This window comes from Streptomyces pallidus (ex Mingjun et al. 2026) (assembly GCF_051550185.1).
In the GTDB taxonomy this organism is placed as follows: domain Bacteria; phylum Actinomycetota; class Actinomycetes; order Streptomycetales; family Streptomycetaceae; genus Streptomyces.
Genome location: NZ_CP196181.1, coordinates 3,042,389 through 3,060,848, shown reverse-complemented (window position 1 = coordinate 3,060,848; position 18,460 = coordinate 3,042,389). Strand labels below are relative to the sequence as shown.

Genomic DNA, 18,460 nt, shown 5'->3' with positions numbered 1-18,460 from the left:
TAGTTCGCCCGTCCGCAACGGTTTTCGGTGAGAATTCCAAGTTTGACAGTGTTGTGGAACTTGCTTACAGTCCCGTCGTTCGGGTATTCGCCGCTCGACATTCGAAGGTGGTCATGACTGCTCCCCTCACGTTGCCGAAGTCCAGGCAGCGGTTGATCCTCGCCATTCTCATGCTGTGTTCGTTATTGATATGGCTGGAAAACACCGTCCTCAGCACCACGCTGGAGACCCTTGCGGACCCGGTCCGCGGACTGGGGGCCAATCCCGGTCAGCTGCAATGGGCGACCGGTGCGTACACCCTGGCCTTCGCCACGTTGATGTTCACCGCAGGCGCACTGGGCGATCGGTTCGGCCACCGGACCGTGTTCTCCACCGGGTTGGTGGTCTTCGCCGGGTCCTCGCTGTGGGCCGCGTACGCCGACGGTGCGGGCCAGCTGATCGCAGCCCGAGCTGCGATGGGAGTGGGCAGCGCGCTGATCACGCCCGCCATGATGGCCATCCTCATGTGGACCTTCACCGGCCCCGCGCGGGCCGCCGCAATCGGCATCTTCTCGACCTCGGCCGGTATCGGAATGGCTGCCGGCCCGGTACTGGCGGGATTCCTGCTCGACCATTTCTGGTGGGGCTCGGTCTTCCTCATCAACGTCCCGGTCGCGGCATTGGCCCTGGTGGGGCTCGCCCTGCTGGTTCCGAATTTCCGCAGCCCCACCCTGCGGCCACTGGACCCCGCCGGAATGCTGCTGTCGATGAGCGGGCTCGTGGCCTTGGCCTACGGTCTGATCCGGGCCGGCCAGGTGGCGGCGTGGAGCCGCACCGACGTCCTGGTGCCGATCGTCGTCGGTCTGCTCCTGCTGACCGTCTTCGTCCTCGTCGAACTGCGCGTCAAGGCGCCCAGCTTTGATCCGCGGCTGTTCGCGCAGCGCACCTTCGGCGGCGGCAACGTGGCGCTCGGACTGCTGCTCTTCGGCGTGGCCGCCATCACCTTCTACAACGCCTTCTACCTGCAGGGCGCCCTCGGCTTCTCGCCGATGAAGGCCGGTCTGGCCAACGTCCCGACCGCGTTCGGCGCGCTCGCCGCGGCGCCCCTCGCCTCGCGCCTGGCCCGCCGCCTGCCGCTCCGCCTCGTCACCGTGCCCGCGATCACCGTGGCCGCGCTGACCATGGGCGCGTACGCGTTCCTCGACCTGCAGACCCCACTCGTCTGGATCGAACTCCTGATGCTGCTGCAGGGCCTCTCGATCGGCATGGTCATCGGCCCCGTCACCGCCGCGCTGATCAGCAACCTGCCGTTGGACCAGGCCGGTGCCGGATCGGCCGTCACCAACACCGTGCGGCAGACAGGCAGCGTGATCGGCATCGCCGTGGGCGGCACCATCATGTCGATCGTGTACCGGCGTGCGATCGAACCCGCGCTGCAGGGCGCACCCGGCCCGGTGCAGGAACAGGCGCGCGTCTCCGCCGAACAGGCCCGCCACGTCGCCGCCACCGCCCATCAGCCCCTCCTCGCCCAGGCCGCTGACGATGCGTTCATCCACGCGATGCACGTCGGCGCGGGCTGGATCGCGGGAATCGCGCTCCTCGGAGCAGTCGTGCTGCTGATCACCCTGCCCGCTGCCGGAAAGAAGGAGGTTCCGACCCCGGAGCCGGAACACCAAGAGGCCCACAGCCCCGAGCCCCAGCCCGCCGCGCGATAGAAGGAACGCCCTCTTGTCGAAACTGAATGACCCCGCCGTGCGTGCCCTCGAATCCGAGCAGGACTACGTGTCCTCCTTGTACGAGTTGCTCACCGAGCGGCTTTCCGAGGCCCGGGCAAACCGGGCGAGCGTGCTGAAGGCCAAGGCGGACGGCGCCGGTGAGGCGTACGAGAGAGAAATGGCCGCCGAGCGTCTGGCCAAGGAGATCGGCCGGCTGGAGGGCGCCGAGAAGGGGCTGGTCTTCGGGCGCATCGACTGGACGGACGGCACGGCCCTGCGCATCGGGCGGATCGGACTGCAGACGGAGGAGGACGACCTGCCCCTGCTGGTGGACTGGCGCGCGAACGCGGCGCGGCCCTTCTACGAGGCGACACCGGTCCACCCGATGGGCCTGCGCCGGCGCCGGCACCTGCGCCTCGAAGAGCGCACGGTCACCTCGGTCAGCGACGAACTGCTGGACGGGACCGCCCCGACCGACGAGGACGTCGTGGGGGACGGCCCGCTGACCGAGGCCCTGTCGGCACGGCGTACGGGCAGGATGCACGCGGCCGTCGCGACGCTGCAGGCCGAGCAGGACGAGATCATCCGCTCCGCCCACCGCGGGGTGACCGTGGTGCAGGGCGGGCCGGGCACCGGCAAGACGGTGGTCGCCCTGCACCGGGCGGCCTACGTCCTGTACGCGTTCCCGCGCGCCGCCCAGGAGGGTGTCCTGGTGGTGGGCCCGAACGCCCGGTTCCTCGAATACATCTCCCAGGTCCTTCCCTCACTCGGCGAGAACGACGTCGTCCTGGCGACCTGCCGGGAACTGGCCGGCGTGTCCACGGACACGGTCGGCCCGTTCGAAACGGCGCGCCTCAAGGGCAGCACCGACCTCGCCGACGCCTTGACCGGCCTGCTGCGCGACCACCAGGCCCCCGCCGGTGACTTCGCCGTGCGCGTCGGACAGGAACTGGTCCACCTCTCCGACGAGGAGGTCGCCACGGCACGCGACGCCGCCGTGGCAGCCGTACAGGGGCACAACCCCGCCCGCCAGGTGTTCAAGGAGCTCCTGGTCGACGCCGTCACCGACGCGATGCAACGGGACATGGGCGACCTCCTGGAGCAGATCGACGCCGATTCCGAAGCGATGACGGGCATCAACCTCGACCGGTTCACGGGAGCCGCCCGGCGCCGTGCGGAAGGTGCGCCCGAACCGGGTCCGGTCCACGAGCTGGACCTGGACGCCATCCGGGAGGATCTCCTCGAGGACGCCGCCGTCGACCGGGCGGTCGAGGCGTTGTGGCCGCGGCTGGCACCCGGTGACCTCGTGGAAGCGCTCCTGACGGACGCCGACGCCCTCGCCGAGCACCTGCCCCGCCTGACCGCGCAGGAGCGGTCCCTTCTGCTGCGCGGCCCGCAGGACCCGTGGACCGATGCCGACGTGCCGCTGCTGGACGAGGCGGCGAGCCTGGTCGACGGCCCCCCCGAGCGGACGTACGGGCACGTCGTCGTCGACGAGGCGCAGGAACTGACCGCCATGCAGTGGCGGATGGTCGTCCGCCGCTGCCCGGCGCGGTCCATGACGCTGGTGGGTGACTTCGCCCAGGCGGGCCCGGTCGCGACGGCACGCGACTGGAAGGAAGCACTGAGCCCGCATGTCGGACCGCGGTTCAGGCTGCACGACCTGACCGTCAGCTACCGCACCACGCAGGAGATCCTGGAGAGCGTCCGGGAGCTGCTGGCGCGGATCGCTCCGGACCAGAAGCCCACGCGGTCACTGCGCAGTGGCGAGATCCCCCGCACCGTGAGCACACCTGCGGACGGGCTGGTCACCGACGTCCTCCAGGAACTCCGCGCCCAGAGCGCCGCGCACCCGGGCGAACTGCTGGGAGTGGTCTGTGCGGACACCAGGGTGGGCGAGTTGACGGTCCGGGGCATCGCCCAGCACGCACGCATCGTGCCGGCGTCCGAAGCACGCGGCCTGGAATTCGACGGGGTCGTCGTCGTGAACCCCGAAGAAATCATCACGAACCGCCCCGGCGGGGAAAGGGATCTCTATGTAGCCCTGACCCGGGCCACCAAGCGCCTCTGCACCATCACCGCCCAACCCGCCTACTGAGGCACCTCCCTGTCACCGGTGTGCCGGGCGATCCACGAGATCGCCCGGCACAGCGCCGTAAAAGGGCAGTTCTTCACCGCTGCCGCGTCCGGCAGGCGTACCCGGCCAGGGTCTGCCTAGACAACCGCTTGAATTCTGGTCATGGGTGCCGGGTGGGTCCGGGGTGGTCTTTTCGGGGGCGAGCCCGGTGTGCCGGGCGGCCGTCAGGTGCGGATTCTCCGATGCCTTTCGGGTCTTGGGCGGGTAGGGCGGTCGCGAGGGGCGGCTGAGCGTGCGCTGCCCGGTCGCCGTCCACGGGTCGAAGGCGTTGGACAGTCCTCGCCGCTCCGTGCCATGCTCGCCAATCAGGAGTCCAACCTTCCATATATTCGTGAAAATGACGGGGGATCGCTGATATGGGCGAGGTGAAGACAGGATGACGCGACAACTGGCTTTGGTTGCAGGAAACCAGGAATACTACGCCGCTGATCCCGGCTACGCGGTGCCTGGCATGCGCGACGGGCGGGCTTCCCTGCGGGCCGGGCGAGCTCCGTTACAGGCCGAGACGGCGGTCGCGCTTGCCATCCAGGACGGAATTCGCCGCTACAGCGTCGAGGGAATGCTCCGATCGCTGGAAATGCAGTGCACGGTGCAATTGGTCGAAGACGTCGAAGACCTGTCGACATTCCGCGACGGCCAGCTGGTCATCCTCTCCAGCGACGCTTTGGGGTCCGTTCCGGGCGGTATCGCTGAAAAGCTGCGCGTCCGCAACGTGAACGTCCTGGTCCTGATGGATTCGGCTGATGTCGTCGACCAGTCCTGGGTAGATCACGCCAGTGGTTTCCTGGCCTGGTCCGATCTCCGCCCCGAGACCCTGTGCGAAGCGATCGGCGACGTGAAGAACGGGCGATTCCACGTGTCGGCGACCCTCGCACGTCGATCCGTGACGGCACCCGAGCAAGCCGGCGGGGACACCACCGCGAAGCGCGCCTCGATGGTGGCACTGACGGCGCGAGAACAACAGGTACTGCACCTGATCGCCGAAGGCCTCAGCAACCGCCAAGTCGCCCGGTCGTTGAGCATCTCCGAACACGGAGTCAAACGCGCGGTCGGCATCATCCTGGCCAAGTTCAACTGCCCGAACAGAACCCTCGCGGTCGTCCGTGCCCTCGAACTGGGCCTCCTCGTCATGTGAGGCGAACCCCGCCGGGCGACACCGCCCCGGCGGGGTCCCCCGCACTGTTTTCCCGGCGCGCGGTGCGGGGCGTTCTTCGGGCTCTCCCTGCTCGCCTGCCCGCGTCCTGCCACACCGACCGACGCACTCAGTTCAGCGGTTCGACCCGGCCCCGTTCGTACGGTGCCCCGTGGCGTATGAGCGGGGCGGTGGCGGGTGCGCAAGGATGGGGGTATGCCCAACCGACTCGCGCAGGCCACGTCCCCGTACCTCCTCCAGCACGCGGACAACCCCGTTGACTGGTGGCCGTGGGGACCCGAGGCCTTCGAGGAAGCGAAGCGGCGCGACGTGCCCGTTCTGCTGTCGGTCGGATACTCCGCGTGCCACTGGTGCCACGTCATGGCGCACGAGTCCTTCGAGGACGAGCTCGCCGCCGCGTACCTGAACGAGCACTTCGTCAGCATCAAGGTGGACCGCGAGGAGCGGCCCGACGTCGACGCCGTCTACATGGAGGCCGTGCAGGCCGCCACCGGGCAGGGCGGCTGGCCCATGACGGTGTTCCTCACCCCCGGCGCCGAGCCCTTCTACTTCGGCACCTACTTCCCGCCGGAGCCCCGGCACGGCATGCCCTCCTTCATGCAGGTGCTGGAGGGGGTGCGGACGGCCTGGGCCGGGCGGCGCGAGGAGGTCGCCGACGTCGCGCAGCGGATCGTGCGGGACCTGGCCGGCCGACAGCTGGACTACGGCCGGGCCGGCGCCCCCGGTCCGGAGGAGCAGGCGCAGGCGCTGCTCGGCCTGACCCGCGAGTACGACGCCGTGCGCGGCGGCTTCGGGGGCGCTCCGAAGTTCCCGCCGTCGATGGTGCTGGAGTTCCTGCTGCGCCACCACGCCCGCACCGGTGCCGAGGGGGCGCTGCAGATGGCCGCGGACACGTGCGAGGCGATGGCCCGCGGCGGCATCTACGACCAGCTCGGCGGCGGCTTCGCGCGCTACTCCGTGGACCGCGAGTGGGTGGTCCCGCACTTCGAGAAGATGCTCTACGACAACGCCCTGCTGTGCCGGGTGTACGCGCACCTGTGGCGGGCCACCGGGTCCGACCTGGCGCGGCGGGTGGCGTTGGAGACGGCCGATTTCATGGTCCGGGAACTGCGCACGCCCGAGGGCGGGTTCGCCTCGGCGCTCGACGCCGACAGCGAGGACCCGGACACCGGCAAGCCGGCCGAGGGCGCGTACTACGCCTGGACGCCGGAGCAGTTGGCCGTGGTGCTCGGCGCGGAGGACGGGGCGCTGGCGGCGGCGTACTTCGGGGTGACGGAGGAGGGGACCTTCGAGCACGGCCGCTCGGTGCTGCAACTGCCGCAGGACGGGCCCGTCGTGGACGCCGCCCGGATCGCCGCCGTCCGGGAGCGGCTGCTCGCGGCGCGCGGCGGGCGGCCCGCGCCCGGTCGGGACGACAAGGTGGTCGCGGCGTGGAACGGCCTGGCCGTCGCCGCCCTCGCCGAATGCGGCGCCTACTTCGACCGGCCGGACCTGGTCGAGCGGGCCACCGAGGCCGCCGACCTGCTGGTACGGGTCCACTTCGAGGCGTCGGCCGGCCGGGCCCCGCGCCTCGTCCGCACCAGCAAGGACGGGCGGGCCGGCGGCAACACCGGGGTGCTGGAGGACTACGGCGACGTCGCCGAGGGCTTCCTCGCGCTGGCGGCCGTGACCGGCGAGGGGGTCTGGCTGGAGTTCGCCGGGATCCTGCTCGACCTGGTGCTGGACCTGTTCACCGCCGAGGACGGCAGCCTCTACGACACCGCGCACGACGCCGAGCGACTGATCCGGCGCCCCCAGGACCCGACCGACACGGCGACCCCGTCCGGCTGGACGGCCGCGGCCGGCGCGCTCCTGTCGTACGCCGCGCACACCGGCTCGGAGGCGCACCGCACCGCCGCCGAGCGGGCCCTCGGCGTGGTGCACGCGCTGGGTCCGCGCGTGCCGCGGTTCATCGGGCACGGGCTGGCGGTCGCCGAGGCGCTGCTGGACGGGCCGCGCGAGGTGGCCGTGGTGGGCCACCCCGACGATCCGGCGCGGGCCGAGCTGCACCGGACGGCGTTGCTGGGGACGGCTCCCGGGGCGGTGGTGGCGGCCGGGATGCCGCGGGCCGCGGACGGCAGCGGCGGCGAGTTCCCCCTCCTGGCGGAACGCGCTCTCGTGGACGACCGCCCCACGGCCTACGTGTGCCGCCACTTCGTCTGTGCGCGGCCGGCGACGGACCCGCAGGAGCTGGGGGAGCAGGTGGGGACGGCGGCTCCGCGCCGCTGACGGGCGCGAAGGCCCGGCCCGGCCCCGACCGCGACGGGCCCGGGCCCGACCGCGACGGGGCCGGGGCAGGGCCCGGCGGCGCGGTCAGTGCCGGTAGGCGGCGAGCGAGATGCCGACGTAGTGCGCGACGAACGCCGCGAGCGTCAGCGAGTGGAAGACCTCGTGGAAGCCGAAGAAGCGCGGGGAGGGGTTGGGGCGCTTGATCCCGTAGATGACCCCTCCCGCGCTGTAGAGCAGCCCGCCGACGACCACCAGCACGAGGACGGCGATGCCGCCGGTGCGCAGGAAGTCGGGCAGGAAGAAGACCGCCGCCCAGCCCATCGCTATGTAGCAGGGGGTGTAGAGCCAGCGCGGGGCGCCGACCCAGAAGACCCGGAAGGCGATCCCGGCGGCGGCCGCGAGCCACACCGCCCACAGCAGGGTCCGCCCGGTGGAGGGCGGGAGGAGGATCACGGTCAGGGGGGTGTACGTCCCCGCGATGATCAGGAAGATGTTGGCGTGGTCGAGGCGGCGAAGGACGGCTTCGCCCCGCGGGCCCCAGGTGCCCCGGTGGTACACGGCGCTGACTCCGAACAGCAGGCAGGCCGTGAGGATGTAGACCCCGCAGGCGATCCGCGCCTCGGCCGAGTCCGTGAAGGCCATCAGTGCCAGGCCCGCGACGACCACGGCGGGGAACATCCCGGCGTGCAGCCAGCCGCGCATGAGCGGCTTGGCCTCCGGTGCTGCTGTGGCGGCCGGCCCGGCGGCGGCCTCCGGCGCGACTGCGGCGTCAGAAGTCATGGTCATCATGCTACCTACGGGCCCGTAGGTTTCCGGCGGTCTGCTTTACGGAAGATTGACGGGAGTGGCGATGCTCACGTGAGAGGCCCTCTGGACATATGCGCACATGCACCGGATGATCAGATGAGTGCGGTCGGCACCGGATGAGCGGAGCGCGAAGCGTCCGGGTCGCAGCCCCCACGGGGCATACACCAAACAAACCCCTCAACAAGGAGCAATCGTGGCGCGCGACAACGCGGCTCCCACTTCCGGCCTGACTGTCCCCACCGAGCACACGGCCCTGATCGCCTGGGTCGACGAGATCGCGGCGATCACCGAGCCTGACCGTGTCGTCTGGTGTGACGGTTCCGAGGCCGAGTACGAGCGCCTGTGCGGGGAGCTCGTGGCCAAGGGCACCTTCAAGAAGCTCGACGAGAGCAAGCGCCCGAACTCGTACTACGCGGCCTCCGACCCGTCCGACGTCGCGCGCGTCGAGGACCGGACCTTCATCTGCTCCGAGAAGGAAGAGGACGCGGGCCCGACCAACCACTGGATGGCCCCGGCGGAGATGAAGGACGTCTTCGCCGGCGAGAACGGCATCTTCCGCGGCGCGATGAAGGGCCGGACGATGTACGTCGTCCCGTTCTGCATGGGCCCCCTGGGCTCCGAGCTCTCCGCGATCGGCGTCGAGATCACCGACTCCGCCTACGTCGCGGTCGCCATGCGCACCATGACCCGCATGGGCAAGGCCGTCCTCGACGAACTCGGCACCGACGGGTTCTTCGTCAAGGCCGTGCACACCCTCGGCGCCCCGCTCGCCGAGGGCGAGGCCGACGTGCCGTGGCCGTGCAACACCACCAAGTACATCTCGCACTTCCCGGAGACCCGCGAGATCTGGTCCTTCGGCTCGGGCTACGGCGGCAACGCCCTCCTCGGCAAGAAGTGCTACGCCCTGCGCATCGCGTCCGTCATGGCCCGCGACGAGGGCTGGCTCGCCGAGCACATGCTGATCCTCAAGCTCACCCCGCCGGCCGGCGAGGGCGAGAGCAAGTACGTCGCCGCCGCCTTCCCGTCCGCCTGCGGCAAGACCAACCTCGCCATGCTGGAGCCGACCATCCCCGGCTGGACGGTCGAGACCATCGGCGACGACATCGCCTGGATGCGCTTCGGCGAGGACGGCCGCCTCTACGCGATCAACCCCGAGGCCGGCTTCTTCGGCGTCGCCCCCGGCACCGGCGCGCACACCAACGCCAACGCCATGAAGACGATGTACGCCAACACCGTCTTCACCAACGTCGCGCTCACCCCGGACGGCGGCGACGTCTGGTGGGAGGGCATGACCGAGGAGACCCCGGCCGAGCTGATCGACTGGAAGGGCAACCCCTGGACCCCGGAGTCGGGGACCCCGGCGGCCCACCCGAACGCCCGCTTCGCCGTCCCGGCCGCCCAGTGCCCGACGATCGCCCCCGAGTGGGAGGACCCCAAGGGCGTCCCGATCTCCGCGATCCTCTTCGGCGGCCGCCGCGCCTCCGCCGTTCCGCTGGTCACCGAGTCCTTCGACTGGAACCACGGCGTGTTCATCGGCTCGAACATCGCCTCCGAGAAGACCGCCGCCGCCGAGGGCAAGGTCGGCGAGCTGCGCCGCGACCCGTTCGCCATGCTGCCGTTCTGCGGCTACAACATGGGCGACTACATGGCCCACTGGATCAAGGTCGGGGCCAGCGCCGACGCCGCGAAGCTCCCGAAGATCTACTACGTGAACTGGTTCCGCAAGAACGACGCGGGCAAGTTCGTGTGGCCCGGCTTCGGCGAGAACAGCCGCGTCCTGAAGTGGATCGTCGGCCGCCTCGACGGCACCGCCGAGGGCGTCGAGACCCCCATCGGCATCCTGCCGACCAAGGAGTCCCTCGACCTCGACGGCCTCGACATCGCCGACGAGGACCTCGAGTTCCTCCTGACCGTCGACAAGAAGGTCTGGCGCGAAGAGGCCGCCCTCGTCCCCGAGCACCTCAACACCTACGGCGAGCACACGCCGAAGGAGCTGTGGGACCAGTACCACGCGCTGGTCGAGCGCCTGGGCTGACGTACGACCGCCCTGCGTGCCAGGGCCGCCCTGCCTGCCAGGGCCCGAAGATGTGGGAGCCCCCGACCAAGCGGTTTCCCACCGTAGTGGGAGCCCCCGACCAAGCGGTTCCCACCGCAGCCACGGCCTGCCTGTCAGGAGCGTCCGCGCTCCTCCAGGTAGGCCGTGTGCGTGTGCTGGCGGCGGGCCTCCGTCTCGCGCAGGTCCGCCGCCACCCGCTCCGCCTCCTCGTGCAGCAGCTCCAACTGCCGCTCCAGGTGCCGCTCCGGCGACTCCCCGCCCGGGGTGAGCCGGGTCCACCACCGGGTCCGGTTGAAGGTGTCCACACACTCCGGCACGTCCACCTCGACCGCCCGCGACAACGCGTGCACCAGCTCCGGCTCCCCGGCCAGCACGTCCGCCACCCAGCCCGGCTCCAGCAGCGCCCCGTACAGCCGGACCAGCTCGGCGAGCCGACCCCCGGCCGGCTCCGGCAGCTCCACCTCGGCCAGGTACTCCCGCAGCCGCCCGAACTGCTCGCGCACCCCGTTCAACTGCTCGGTGGGCCCCGCCGGCTGGGGCGGGGCCGGCCGCTCGGGCGGGGCGACCAGCGCCCCCGCCCCGTACAGCCCGGCCACCACCAGCGGCCAGTACGCGCCGGCCGCCCCCGTGAGGGTGAGCACCACGCCCGCCACCCCGCACGCGGAGCCGGCCAGGTTCTTCTTCGACTCCAGGTAGCGCAAGGCCCCTCCGGCCGTCCTACTGGTAGCCACGGATCTCCTCGAAGGCCCCGCGCAGCGCGTCGTTGCCGGCCGTCGCGTCGAAGAGGCGCCCACCGGTCACCTCGGTGATCCGGGTGAGCTCCTTGCGGTCCGAGTCCCCGAACAGCACCGCGAAGACCGGGGTGTGCCGCTGCGCCTCCGGCAGGGCCGCGTGGAAGGACTCGAAGTCCTTCGCCCTGTCCCCGCTCTGCCCGTCGGTCATCAACACGATCGAGGTGAACGCGTCCGTGTTCCCCTTGCCCAGGTGCTCGTACGCCGCCCGCAGGCTCGCGTACACCGCCGTGCCCCCCTCGGGCCGCAGCGAGCCCGCGTCCTTGCGGATCCCGTCCAGCGCCGGACCGGGGTTGCCCGGCTCCACGACGTGGGTGAGGACCTGCTTCACCTTGTCGCCGAAGGGCAGCAGCGTCACCTCTTCGCGGTCCCGGAACCGCTGCCCGGGACCCGAGTCCCCGGTCCCCGTCAGCCGGGTGAGCGCGTCCCGCAACCGCCCGATGCGGTTCTCCTCCGCCATCGAACCGGAGGTGTCCAGCACGTACACCGTCCGCGAGGGCCTGCGCAGTTCGTTCTCGTACGAGGCCAGCAGCCCGTCGGCGACCTGCCGGCTCCCCGGGAACGGCAGCTCGCGCCGCTTCTCCGGGTTCGACCCGGCCGCCGGAGCCACCCCGGCCGCCACCGGCCGCCGGAACGTCCTCTCCGTGATCATCCTCTGCGCCTCGGCGCCGCGCAGCCAGTCGGTCAGGGAACGCCCCGACTCGCGGGCCCCGGCCGGCGCCGAGGTCAGCAAGGTCAGCGGGTAGTGCGCGGTGACGACCCCGTCGCGCGGCCGGACCACCGTCAGGCCCGTCTTCGCGTCCCGGTTCATCGCCAGCAGCACCGACTCGTAGTTGACGAGCGCGTCCACGTCCCCGCGCTTGGCGTACGCCGTCGCCAGCCAGCCGGAGGAGCCGGACGTCAGCTTCTGCCCGGAGAAGAACTGCTTCAGCTTGGGCTGCGCCGTCTTCACGTCCGCGTCGGTCAGTGCCGCCTGCGCCCCCGACAGCCCGGACGCCACCGAGACCAGAGCCGAGAAACCCGAGTTGGAACGCACCGGGTCGGTCATCCCGTACGTCAGCTTCCCCGCGGCCACCGCCTCGTGCACCGCCGACCAGGTGACCTCCTCCGGCTTCCAGCCGAGCCGGGCCAGCGCGTCCGCCTTCACGCCGAGCGCGACGGGCGAGGACATCACCGGGGTCTCGCTGCCGATCTTCACGGCCGCCTCGGGGCGTAGCCGCAGGTAGTCGTTGGAGGACAGCCAGATCGCGTCGTACGTGCCGTCGGCCTTGCCGGAGGCGACCTCCTCGGCCGCGTCCAGGGTGCCCGACCAGGTCAGCTCGACGCTGACGCCGGTGGCCCGCTTCGCGGCCTTCAGCACCGGCTCCATGTCGGCGAGCTCGCTGGAGGCCAGCACCCGCAGCGTGCCGTCCTTGTAGACGCTCTTCTCCGGTTCGGCGGACCCGTCGGCGGTGCAGCCCGCCGTACCGGCGGCCAGGACCGCGAGGGCCAGGGCCGCGACCGGCCACCGCCGGACCCGGCCGTTCACCGCGCACCCCCCTCGGCGGCGTCCGCCGCCCGCGTCCGCGCCAGGTAGGAGGAGGCGGTCTGCAGCTCCCCGCTCAGGGCGTCGACGGTGGCGGCCATGGTCTCGGCGGCCTGCACCTTGAAGGTGTCGATCGCGTCGAGCGTCGTGTAGATCTGCGCGAACGCGGCCCGCAGGGTCTCGGCGCCCACGGCCGGGTCGGCCGCGATCCGCTGGACCGCCCCGCTCTGCGTGGCCAGCATCTCGGCGTTGCCGCGGATCAGGTCCTCGGTCGTCGACCGCAGGGCGCCCACCTGCTCGGTGACCCTGCGCTGGTTGTCCAGGGCCGAGGCGAGCATCACGGCGATCCGCAGGGCGGCCACGGTGGTCGTCGCCGCCCGGTCCACGCCCTTGATCAGCTCCTCGTTGCTGCGCCGGACCACGTCCATCGCCAAGTAGCCCTGCGCGCACACGGCCAGCTGCGTCAGCAGGTCCTGGTGCTTCTGCCGGACGGGGAACAGCACGTCGGCGCGGAGCGCGTCGGCCGTCTCCGGATCGGCGTACGCGGCCTCCGCGATCCGCTGCTCGACGGCCCCGTCGAGGGCCTCGGTCAGCAGCGCGTACTCCTGGAGCCGGCCCATGGTCTCCCACAGCCGGGCCCGCTCGGTGTGCAGCGCCGCGTTGTCCCGGCGCAGCTCGTCCTGGCCGCTGCGCAGCGCTCCGACGATCTTGTTGAGGGTGGTCTGCGCGGACGCGTACTTCGCGACGTGGTCGCGGAACCGGTTGCCCCCCGGCAGCTTGGCCAGCAGCCGACGCGCCCCCCGGCCCGGGGTGTCCCGCGGGTCGAGGTCCTCGACGGTGCGGCGCAGCTCGACCAGCGAGCCCGCCACCCGCCCCTGGGCGTCGCCGCCCTCGGAACCGAGCGCGCGCACGGCCCGCTCCAGCATCCGGTTGGACTGCCGGTCGGCGGTGCGCATGTCGGCAGCGCCGAGCCCGGTGACCTCGCCGATCCGGGCGGCGAACTCGGGGGAGCGCGGGTCGATCCCGGTGAGCGAGCCGGCGTACTCCGCGGCCCGGCGGGCCACTTCGGCGCGGACGGCGTCGTCGAGCGGGACGAGGCCGGAGGCCTGCTCCCGCCGGACGGCGGGCACGGGCTCGGGCGCGGTGAGGACGAGCGGGCCGTCCTCGGGAGGTGAAAGCGTCATGTGCGGGTCCCCCTAGCCCTTGGCGCGCTCGGCCAGCGCCATGAGGATCTTGACGGTGGGTGCGCCGACCTGGCGGATGCCGGTCAGCTCCGGGTTGAGGTACGCCCCGTGCGCGGCGGTCGCGGCGGTGAACTCGGGCACGCCGTCCTGCGGCCGGAAACCGTGCCGGACGGCCAGCTTGCGCAACTCGGTGTCGGTGGCCAGGAGGGTGCCGAGCTCGCGGGCCTCGCCGGTGATCGGGATGAAGGTGTGCGGGGAGTTGACGGTGGTGTCCGGGTAGAGGACGACCATGTCGGCTGGGGCCTGCTTCTGCTGGACCAGGGCGGCGACCTGGGCCTCGTAGGCGAGGATGAGCGGCTCGCCGCTGCCGCTGATGAAGGAGCGGAAGGGGTCGTCGGTGCTCGGCTCCAGGGCGCCCTGGACGGAGACCAGCTTCCGCAGCAGCGGGGCCGTCCGCTCGATGCCCGCGTCGTCGGCGACGACCTTGTTGTCGTTGGCGACGTTGGAGGTGGCGGCGAGGAACAGCGCGCCGGAGTTGGAGGTCGCCGGGTCGGTGGTCTTGACGAACACGGTGCCGGTGAGTTCGGGGTGGGCGGCCGAGCCGGGCAGCTGCTGCCAGGTCCGGTCCTCCCCGGCGGCCTTCAGGTACGGGCCCATCAGGAGCGTGCCGGCGTTCCTGCCGGTCATCCTCGCCAGGCCGTTGTCGGCCAGTACCCTGGCCGCGTTGGAGCGGGCGATGACGACGAGCGGAGAGAAGAACGGCCGCGCGGTCTGGGCCCCCTTGATGCCGGCCGCCGCCTCGATCTCCGGGGCGGGCTCGCTGCTGGAGGGGAACGCGAAGTCGTACCTGCTCAGTTGGAGCCGGTCCATGGCCCAGGATCCGGACGTCTCGGTCCTGACGGTGTAGCCCTTGTTCCTCAGGGCCTTGACGACGTCGGGGTCGCGGAAGAACTCGGCCTTCTCGGACCCGATGACGCCTTCCACGGTCTTCGTTGCCGTGGGTTGGGAGCCTCCGTCGAGGATGACGGCGAGTACGACGCCGCCGAGGAGGAGGACACCCAGCACGATTGCCAGAATGCGTCTCACGGGGTGCAGCCTGCTCACGGAAACCCACATTCCGCGATGCGTTGGGTGAACGCCGGGTGACCAGGCGGTCCCACTTCGAAATGCCGTATGAATCCGTGGGTGCTGGCAGTGGGGGCGGCGGGCCGCCAGGATCGTGGCATGGCCGTGAGCGCGAGCGGGAGCAATGGCGAGAGCGCGAGCGAGAGCAATGGCGAGAGCGAGAGCAGGAGCAAGGGCGCGCTGCAGTGGCAGGGCTGGGTCGTCGGCCTGTCGGCGCTGGCCGCCCTGCTGGTGTTCGCCCCGCTGGGCCTGTACGTGTGGGCCGGTGACGGCTCGGGCGGCGCGCCGCCGCGGGCGGCCGTGACGGACGTACGGGTCACCGGGTGCCGGGTCGACGCGGCGAGCCGACGCGTGGTGGCGTCCGTGGAGGCGGCGGGCCGGCCGGAGGGGGTCGGCGCGTACGTCATCACGGTCGAGTTCCGCGAGCAGGCCGAGCCGGTGCCGGGCGGGCGCGTCGCCCAGGCGCTGGTGAAGGTGCCCGGGGTGGCCCCGGGTGCGGTGGAGCGCGGGGAGGCGGTCGGCCCGGTGTGGCCGGCGGCGGCGGTGCCGTGGTGCGGGGTGGCGTGGGCGGAGTTCACGCACTTGACAGAGTTCGCACCTCTTCAGGATCGAACTCAATTTTAGAATGGATCCAATGTAGGATGGTCTTCCGACCCGCAGGAGGCCACCTCATGTACGAGCCGATCCGGACCAAGCCGGCCGTCCACCGTGTGGGCGGCCACCACGCCGGCAGCCCTGCCGGCAGTCACGACGACCGTGGCAGCTATCCGCACAGCACCCGCGCCGAAGCGCTGGACCACCAGCTCGCCGGCCACCTCTCCGCCCTGCTCGCCGTCACCGACCAGCTGGGCCTCGACAGCGCGGGCGCCCGTATCGCCGCCCAGGTCACGCGCCTGCGCGGCAGCGAGCCCGTCCGCGCGCCCCGGGCGCAGGAGGCGGACCCCGACGCCCTGCACCAGCGCGCCCACGACCTCGCCGGCCGGGCGCTCGTCGTGGCCGCGTCCCGCGCCGACACCACCGTCGCGATCCTCGCCGCCGAGCGGATGGACGCGCATGCCGCCGCCCTCGGCCCGGACCCGGCCTCCCGGGGCCTGGGCGGCCGCCCCTGACCGGCCCCGGTCCGGGGCCGCGCAGGCTCCGGGCCGGGTGCCACGGGTTTCCGGGCTTGGTGACGGTCGTCGTACCTCGGGGTTCCCGGTGGCCGTGCCCCGGTTACGGCTGGCCGTAGCCGTCCAGGAAGTTGCCGATCCGGGTCACCGCGTCGGCGAGGTCCGTCGCGGTCGGCAGGGTCACGATGCGGAAGTGGTCCGGCTCGGTCCAGTTGAAGCCCGTACCGTGCACCACCATGATCTTTTCGGCCCGCAGCAGGTCCAGGACCATCTGCCGGTCGTCCTTGATCTTGTAGACGGCCGGGTCGAGCTTCGGGAACAGGTACAGCGCGCCCTTCGGCTTCACGCACGTGATGCCCGGGATCTGGGTGAGCAGGTCGTACGCGGTGTCCCGCTGCTCCAGCAGCCGCCCGCCGGGCAGCAACAGGTCCTCGATGGACTGCCGGCCGCCCAGGGCCGTCGCCACGGCGTGCTGCGAGGGCATGTTCGCGCACAGCCGCATGTTGGCCAGGATGGTCAGGCCCTCGATGTACGACGACGCGTGCTCCTTCGGGCCGCACACCGCCATCCAGCCGGCGCGGTAGCCGGCGACGCGGTAGTTCTTGGAGAGCCCGTTGAAGGTGAGGGTCAGCAGGTCGGGGGCGATCGCGGCGGTGTTGGTGTGCGTGGCGCCGTCGTACAGGATCCGGTCGTAGATCTCGTCCGAGCAGACGATCAGGTTGTGGCGGCGCGCGATGTCGGTGAGGCCCCGCAGCATCTCGTCGTCGTAGACGGCGCCGGTCGGGTTGTTCGGGTTGATGATGACGATCGCGCGGGTACGGTCGGTGACCTTGCGCTCGATGTCGGCCAGGTCCGGCATCCAGTCGGACTGCTCGTCGCAGCGGTAGTGCACGGCCGTGCCGCCGGCCAGCGACACGGAGGCGGTCCACAGCGGGTAGTCCGGGGCCGGGACGAGCACCTCGTCGCCGTCGTCGAGCAGCGCCTGCATGGCCATCTGGATCAGCTCGGAGACGCCGTTGCCGAGGTAGATGTCCTCGACGTCCAGCTCGATGCCCTTGGTCTGGTAGTGCTGCATCACCGCGCGGCGCGCGGAGAGCAGCCCCTTCGCGTCCCCGTAGCCGTGGGCGCTGCCCAGGTTGCGGAGCATGTCCTCAAGGATCTCCGGCGGGCACTCGAAGCCGAAGGCCGCGGGATTGCCGGTGTTGAGCTTGAGGATGCGATGACCTGCCGCTTCGAGCCGCATGGCCTCTTCGAGGACGGGGCCGCGGATCTCGTAGCAGACATTGGCGAGCTTCGTTGACTGGATCACCTGCATAACAGGAGCTTAAGGGCCAGGGGGGCGGGTGGCGGCGGAATTGATGTCACGAAGCCGTGGCAGAAATGTCCGGATTTCGTGGATGGGTGGGTGCCGCTGCTGTCCCTCCTTGGAAACGGCGGACGGGGGGCGGCTCGGCCTGCGGAATCGGCGGAAGGGTGGGTGCGGGTGGGGGTGTGTTGTGCTCGTCACGTACCGCCAGGTAGGGGGTGCGCTGCGTCGTGGTGCGGTGCGTTGGGTTCGGGGCACCTGCAGTCGCGGCTGCGCCTGGTGCCTCGGATGAGTACGTGGCCTGAGTACGCGCGCTCATGCGGCATGGCGGTGCGGTGCAGAGGCTGTCGGGGGGCCGCGGCACGAGGACACGGGAGGCGGAGCGGTGGATTTCGCAGTCGGCGACATGACGATCACGACGGTGGGCACGGACGGCGACGACAGGGCGATCGAGTTCCTCGTACGGCCGCACCGGCCGGGCCGCGGACCCGGGACCTTCGTGGACGGGCGCTTCGCGATCTACCGCGAGCACGGCCGCGGCTGGGAGGACGCCCGCCTCGCCATCGACCCGGCGTCCGGCAGCGTTCCGATAGCGGCCGTGGAATGGGCGGTGGAATTCGCCCGCGAGTACCTCTGATCCGGGCGGGTGGGGCGGGCCGAGGGACCGCAGAAGCCGCCCCGGGCCGGTCGCCCGCCACGGGTCCGGCTGCCACGGGTCCGGCTGGCGAGGGTTGGGCCTGGTGGGCCGGGATATGGCCGTTCCCCGGACCTGGCGCAGGTCCCGGTGCCACGATGGGGTTCGGGTTTCCGGAGCACCACTGCTCTGCGGGGAAGGGGATACATGCGCGTCGATCTGCACGTCCAGGGCGACCAGGCCGCACTGCGCTCGCTCTACAAGTGGCTTTCGCGCGACCCCGACCTGCGCAGGACCGCCCGCATCGAGCTCACCGGGCAGTCGCCCCAGCCGGGGGACATGGGCGACGTCCTGGATCTGGTGACGCTGGTCATCGGCAGCGGCTGGTCCGCCGCCTCGCTCGGGGTGGCCGTCGCCGCCTGGCGCGGGACGCGCCCGAACCCGCCGGCGGTCACCATTCGGCGCGGCGACCTGGAGATCGTCCTCACCGGCGCCGACGAAGAGCAGATGCGGCGTGCCGTCGCCGTGCTGGACCGCGGGGGCGCGGGCAGCGGAGAAGCTGCCCAGGCGGTGGAGCCTGGCGGGGCTGGTGAGCCTGGCGGGGCTGGTGAGCCTGGCGGGTCGCCCGAGAGCGGCGGCGCGGCCGGGGCCGGTCAAGGGGCGTAGCCCCG

15 protein-coding genes are annotated in these 18,460 nt (G+C 71.6%); 9 read left to right on the top strand and 6 right to left on the bottom strand.

Annotated features, from left to right (window positions below; translation table 11 throughout):
- Positions 1–53 precede the first annotated feature (53 nt).
- The 4 genes from ACSHWO_RS13175 (at position 54) to ACSHWO_RS13160 (ending at position 7,252) form a co-directional block, all read left to right on the top strand.
- Positions 54–1,694: an MFS transporter gene (locus tag ACSHWO_RS13175; protein WP_438311987.1), complete on the top strand. Its 1,641-nt coding sequence runs from the start codon at positions 54–56 to the stop codon at positions 1,692–1,694.
- Positions 1,695–1,761: 67 nt separating this feature from the next.
- Positions 1,762–3,792: a HelD family protein gene (locus tag ACSHWO_RS13170; RefSeq protein WP_438319072.1), complete on the top strand. Its 2,031-nt coding sequence runs from the start codon at positions 1,762–1,764 to the stop codon at positions 3,790–3,792.
- A 415-nt stretch (positions 3,793–4,207) separates the two neighbouring features.
- Positions 4,208–4,966, top strand: a complete 759-nt coding sequence (locus ACSHWO_RS13165) for a LuxR C-terminal-related transcriptional regulator (protein WP_438311985.1) — start codon at positions 4,208–4,210, stop codon at positions 4,964–4,966.
- 213 nt (positions 4,967–5,179) lie between these two features.
- Positions 5,180–7,252 carry a thioredoxin domain-containing protein gene (locus ACSHWO_RS13160; RefSeq protein ID WP_438311983.1) on the top strand — a complete coding sequence of 691 codons (2,073 nt, stop codon included), beginning with the start codon at positions 5,180–5,182 and terminating at the stop codon, positions 7,250–7,252.
- A gap of 84 nt (positions 7,253–7,336) precedes the next feature.
- Here the strand turns inward: ACSHWO_RS13160 and trhA are convergent, their stop codons facing one another.
- A complete protein-coding gene (gene trhA, locus ACSHWO_RS13155) occupies positions 7,337–8,032 on the bottom strand; it encodes a PAQR family membrane homeostasis protein TrhA (protein ID WP_385847485.1) in 696 nt (231 codons plus the stop codon).
- Between the two features lie 220 nt (positions 8,033–8,252).
- On the opposite strand from trhA, the gene ACSHWO_RS13150 reads away from it, so the two are divergent.
- Positions 8,253–10,094 carry a phosphoenolpyruvate carboxykinase (GTP) gene (locus ACSHWO_RS13150; RefSeq protein ID WP_438311979.1) on the top strand — a complete coding sequence of 614 codons (1,842 nt, stop codon included), beginning with the start codon at positions 8,253–8,255 and terminating at the stop codon, positions 10,092–10,094.
- 134 nt (positions 10,095–10,228) lie between these two features.
- Here ACSHWO_RS13150 and ACSHWO_RS13145 read toward each other — a convergent pair whose 3' ends face one another.
- Genes ACSHWO_RS13145 through ACSHWO_RS13130 form a run of 4 tightly spaced genes read right to left on the bottom strand, consistent with a single transcriptional unit; the run spans position 10,229 to position 14,701 of the window.
- Complete coding sequence (locus ACSHWO_RS13145; RefSeq protein ID WP_438311977.1) at positions 10,229–10,846, bottom strand: hypothetical protein; 618 nt, start codon at positions 10,844–10,846, stop codon at positions 10,229–10,231.
- Positions 10,833–12,434, bottom strand: coding sequence for a substrate-binding and vWA domain-containing protein (locus ACSHWO_RS13140; protein WP_438311975.1), 1,602 nt, complete (start codon positions 12,432–12,434; stop codon positions 10,833–10,835). The genes ACSHWO_RS13145 and ACSHWO_RS13140 overlap by 14 nt, the downstream gene beginning before the upstream one ends.
- Positions 12,431–13,615, bottom strand: a complete 1,185-nt coding sequence (locus ACSHWO_RS13135; RefSeq protein WP_438311972.1) for a toxic anion resistance protein — start codon at positions 13,613–13,615, stop codon at positions 12,431–12,433. The genes ACSHWO_RS13140 and ACSHWO_RS13135 overlap by 4 nt, the downstream gene beginning before the upstream one ends.
- A gap of 12 nt (positions 13,616–13,627) precedes the next feature.
- Complete coding sequence (locus ACSHWO_RS13130) at positions 13,628–14,701, bottom strand: hypothetical protein (protein WP_438311970.1); 1,074 nt, start codon at positions 14,699–14,701, stop codon at positions 13,628–13,630.
- Between the two features lie 138 nt (positions 14,702–14,839).
- Between ACSHWO_RS13130 and ACSHWO_RS13125 the strand changes: the two genes are divergently transcribed.
- Both ACSHWO_RS13125 and ACSHWO_RS13120 read left to right on the top strand, forming a co-directional pair.
- A complete protein-coding gene (locus tag ACSHWO_RS13125) occupies positions 14,840–15,364 on the top strand; it encodes a hypothetical protein (protein WP_438311967.1) in 525 nt (174 codons plus the stop codon).
- Between the two features lie 47 nt (positions 15,365–15,411).
- Positions 15,412–15,849 (top strand): hypothetical protein, encoded by a 438-nt coding sequence (locus tag ACSHWO_RS13120; RefSeq protein WP_438311965.1) that lies wholly within the window; start codon positions 15,412–15,414, stop codon positions 15,847–15,849.
- A gap of 103 nt (positions 15,850–15,952) precedes the next feature.
- Here the strand turns inward: ACSHWO_RS13120 and ACSHWO_RS13115 are convergent, their stop codons facing one another.
- Complete coding sequence (locus ACSHWO_RS13115) at positions 15,953–17,164, bottom strand: pyridoxal phosphate-dependent aminotransferase (protein ID WP_385837573.1); 1,212 nt, start codon at positions 17,162–17,164, stop codon at positions 15,953–15,955.
- Between the two features lie 376 nt (positions 17,165–17,540).
- Here ACSHWO_RS13115 and ACSHWO_RS13110 point away from each other — a divergent pair, with 376 nt between their 5' ends.
- Positions 17,541–17,792: a hypothetical protein gene (locus ACSHWO_RS13110; RefSeq protein WP_361100527.1), complete on the top strand. Its 252-nt coding sequence runs from the start codon at positions 17,541–17,543 to the stop codon at positions 17,790–17,792.
- Positions 17,793–17,996: 204 nt separating this feature from the next.
- Positions 17,997–18,455 carry an effector-associated constant component EACC1 gene (locus ACSHWO_RS13105; RefSeq protein ID WP_438311963.1) on the top strand — a complete coding sequence of 153 codons (459 nt, stop codon included), beginning with the start codon at positions 17,997–17,999 and terminating at the stop codon, positions 18,453–18,455.
- The last annotated feature ends 5 nt before the right edge of the window (positions 18,456–18,460 follow it).